The organism is Tunicatimonas sp., from assembly GCF_049647865.1.
GTDB lineage: Bacteria > Bacteroidota > Bacteroidia > Cytophagales > Cyclobacteriaceae > Tunicatimonas.
Window position 1 is genome coordinate 1 of sequence record NZ_JBARYM010000631.1, and the last position, 3,653, is coordinate 3,653.

Consider the following 3,653-nt stretch of genomic DNA (forward strand, 5'->3'; position numbering starts at 1 on the left):
AAATTATTCATGAGGATTACAGATTATAATTTGAAACCGGTCGAGGTGCAATCGTCTACTTCACAAATTTTCCAATTTGCAATTTTTCATTCCTAGCCCCTTCCCAACCAATGATTGCTGTTTTTCGGGTGCTGCCCCAGTGGTACTGCCCAACGTGGCCGGTAGATTGAATAACTCGGTGACAGGGAATCAGAAAGGCGACCGGATTGCTACCTACGGCCGAACCTACCGCCCGCGATGCTCGGTCATTATTAATTTGCTGAGCAACACTTCCGTAGGTAGAGCACCGCCCCAGTGGAATCTTTAGCAGAGCTTCCCAGACTTTGAGCTGAAACTGAGTTCCTTTGAGATGGAGTTTGATTTTTGGTAATTGCTGCCAGTTGTGGGTAAATATGAACAACGCATTCTGCTGAATTATATCCGTTTTTTGCTGAAAGCTGGCATTAGGGAATTGGTGTTGTAATACTGCAAAGGCTGCTTTATCATTGTCTGAGACAGCTAAATGGCAAATACCTTTAGCGGTAGACGCTACAATCACGTTCCCGAACGGGCTTTCGGCGAAGCTGTAGTTGATTGCCAGATTCCTTCCTCCGTTTTTGTACTCGGCCGGAGTCATCCCTTCAATAGAGATAAATAGATCGTGCAAGCGGCTGGCACCCGATAGTCCGGTTTCGTGGGTTGTTTCCAAAAGTGTAGCCTGATTTTCTTTAAGCAGTTTTTTGGCGTGGTTCAGACTGATGTACTGCAAAAATTTTTTCGGACTAGTGCCCGCCCACTCGGTAAATATTCGCTGAAAGTGGAAAGGACTAACGTGAATTTGTTCAGCTACTTCCTCTAAGCTGGGTTGTAACTGATAGTTAATCTGAATATACGTGATAGCCTCGGCAATACGGTCAAAGTTGATACGGTTTTGGGTGTTCATAGCGTTACTTGATTCGTGTACAACAAAAGTAGTAATGATAGGTGAGGTACAATACCCGAATGTTGCTACTTCTTCTGAATATGTTGGATTCCATCGACCACCACATCCATTCCCCGCGCCAGTTCATCTGAAGTAAGCGAAGCAAATCCCAACCGTATTCCTCGGTAATGTTGCCAATCTTCCACCCCTTCTAGTGAGACTTTCTGGCTAGCAGTGTACTGAGCTAACTTTAAAGGATCAACTGACGGCGTACAACGTACCCAAGTAGCCATCCCACCTTCCGGTTCTTGAAAGGAAAATGTGCACCCCAAATGTTCACGAAGGTATTGACTTAAGAAATTTCGGCGCTCCCGGTAGATCCGCAGTGATTTTTTTACGTGACGTTGTAAGTCACCGGCTTCGATCCACTTCGCTAGCGCTCGCTCCATTACCGGATCACCTTGGCGGTCAATTAGGCGACGGTAAGGGGTAATCGCCCTAATAAAGTCAGTCGGCGCGGCAAGGTAGCCCACCCGGATAGCCGGGGCAATGCACTTGGTGAACGAACCCAGGTAGATTACGCAGCCGTGGGTGTCCAGACTGGCCAAAGGCAGCAAGGGACTACTAGCGTAATGAAAGTCGTAGTCGTAATCATCTTCTACAATAGCGAAGCCGTACTTTTGAGCGAGAGCCAGTAGTTTCATCCGCCGATCTATACTCAACGTAACCGTAGTGGGGTAATAATGGTGAGAGGTGATGTAAAGGGCCCGAACCGGCTGTCGCTGGCAAATAGCTTTAATGGCATCGGTAGATAGCCCTTGCTCGTCTACCGGTACCTCCTGCCGATTTCCTCCGCAAAGGGTAATTACCCGATTGGCTTCGGGATAACTGACTTCACCTACAATCACGGTATCACCCGCCCGCAATAGCGATTGGAACGCCAGAAAAATTCCCATCTGACTACCCCGCGTAATGAGTATCTGTTCAGTTTGACAAACCAGCCCTCGGGTTTCTCGGAGGTACTGCGCCAACGTATCCCGCAAGTACGGGTCGCCTTGTTCATCCTGATAGCGCAGCGAAGTAGCCGACTTAGCTACCTGCCGGCACCAGCGGTAGATTTCTTCAGTGGGAGCCAAACGAACGTCTGGTGAGCCATCGGTAATGCGCAACTGCGCTTTAGGAGAGCTGCGGAAAGAAGAAACGAGCGTAGCGAATTTAAAATGAGAGGTTTCGGGTAAATAGGTTGAAGTAGGGGCGTCCGTCGGAGCTACTGGTCGCATTTGCGGTAGCGAATCCGATACGAAAGTTCCCTTAGCTGGAATTGTCTTTAACCAACCCTGCGCGGTTAGTTCATCGTAGGCAATCGATACGGTCTTCCGATTGAGTTCCAGCAGCGAAGCTAGGTAGCGAGAACCTGGCATTTTATATTCCGGGGCTAGTCGCCCAGATACTATTTCATGAATCAGCGCATCTACAATTTGCAGGTACATCGCTCGGTTGCTTTGCCGGTTTAGCGAAATACTACTTTTCCAAGGATATAACTGGCCCATTGATAATGTAATAACTGGGGTAGGTAAAGGGTCCGGCAAAAATATACCTTTACCTCAGAATTACCAACGAAAGCCAATGCTTACTATCCGAACCAACTGTGAAAACTGCAACAAAGATCTACCTTATAATTCAACGGAAGCGATGATCTGCTCCTACGAATGCACCTTTTGCCGGAAGTGTGCTGAAGAACTACTAAAAAACGTTTGCCCAAACTGTGGTGGCGGGTTCACGCCCCGCCCCATCCGACCTAAAGCACAATTGGTAAAATACCCAGCGTCCGATACTCGCGTATTGAAGCCAGTTGTTACCGCCAATCATCAGAAACTATTATTACGCTACGAAGACATTCTACCGGAAAACCGCTAACTGTATAGGCTGGGGGGCGGGGAGTAGAAATATGCCCCCCGCCCCAAGCACCCAGCTCCCCCCTAATTAACCATCCAAATACTTATGAATAATTACTCTAAATCAACTCGCAACACAGTTAAACGCTCGGCTAAGCGCGGTTACTACGATAAAGAAACCGTTTACCAAATTCTGGATGCTGGTTACATCTGTCACGTAGGTTTTACGATTGACGGTCAGCCCTACGTTATTCCTCAAGCTTACGGGCGGGAGGGTGATACCATCTACCTACACGGCGCTGTAGGTAACCGCATGTTAAAGCAGTTGGAAAAGGGCATTCCGGTTTGTGTAACGGTTACCCATACCGACGGTATTGTGCTGGCCCGTTCCGCGATGCATCACAGTTTTAATTATCGTTCGGCTGTACTCTTCGGAACAGCTCATTTGGTTCCGGATGAGCAGAAAGAGCACGCCTTGTTTGTGATCACCGAGCAGATAATGCCGGGCCGGTGGGGCGAAGTGCGAACCCCCAATGTGCAGGAGCTAAAGGCTACCAAAGTGCTGGCGATGGAGATAGCGGAGGCTTCGGCTAAGATTCGTACGGGTCCACCCAAAGATGATGAAGCCGACCACGAACTTCCTATCTGGGCGGGGGTACTACCACTACAGATCACTAGTGGAGAAGCTATACCCGATCCTGATTTAAGAAGTAAGCTTCCTCTGCCAAATAGTATTTTACAAGTGAAGTAGGTGTTTTCTGCCAACGAACTATCCTATCAGTTCGTTAATATTGTTGTAATATTTTGCCAGTCTTTACACTTTTTGGCATAGTTACTGTTTTAAATAGTACAATTAA

Annotated in this window: 4 protein-coding genes; 2 read left to right on the forward strand and 2 right to left on the reverse strand. The window is 47.8% G+C overall.

Features of this window, described 5'->3' with window-relative positions; translation table 11 throughout:
• Positions 1-55: 55 nt before the first annotated feature.
• Together WBA23_RS18430 and WBA23_RS18435 are read right to left on the reverse strand one after the other, a co-directional pair.
• Positions 56-922: a bifunctional helix-turn-helix domain-containing protein/methylated-DNA--[protein]-cysteine S-methyltransferase gene (locus WBA23_RS18430; protein WP_424583749.1), complete on the reverse strand. Its 867-nt coding sequence runs from the start codon at positions 920-922 to the stop codon at positions 56-58.
• A 65-nt stretch (positions 923-987) separates the two neighbouring features.
• Entirely contained in the window at positions 988-2,490 is a 1,503-nt protein-coding gene (locus WBA23_RS18435; RefSeq protein ID WP_424583750.1) for a PLP-dependent aminotransferase family protein, read from the reverse strand.
• Between the two features lie 37 nt (positions 2,491-2,527).
• On the opposite strand from WBA23_RS18435, the gene WBA23_RS18440 reads away from it, so the two are divergent.
• Entirely contained in the window at positions 2,528-2,818 is a 291-nt protein-coding gene (locus WBA23_RS18440) for a DUF1272 domain-containing protein (RefSeq protein WP_424583751.1), read from the forward strand.
• An 84-nt stretch (positions 2,819-2,902) separates the two neighbouring features.
• Entirely contained in the window at positions 2,903-3,547 is a 645-nt protein-coding gene (locus tag WBA23_RS18445) for a pyridoxamine 5'-phosphate oxidase family protein (RefSeq protein ID WP_424583752.1), read from the forward strand.
• Positions 3,548-3,653: the final 106 nt, after the last annotated feature.

Bases quoted from the DNA above. Each gene is read 5' to 3' on its own strand.
- WBA23_RS18445 (WP_424583752.1), top strand. From the start codon at position 2,903: ATGAATAATTACTCTAAATCAACTCGCAACACAGTTAAACGCTCGGCT.
- WBA23_RS18440 (WP_424583751.1), top strand. From the start codon at position 2,528: ATGCTTACTATCCGAACCAACTGTGAAAACTGCAACAAAGATCTACCT.
- WBA23_RS18430 (WP_424583749.1), bottom strand. From the start codon at position 922: ATGAACACCCAAAACCGTATCAACTTTGACCGTATTGCCGAGGCTATC.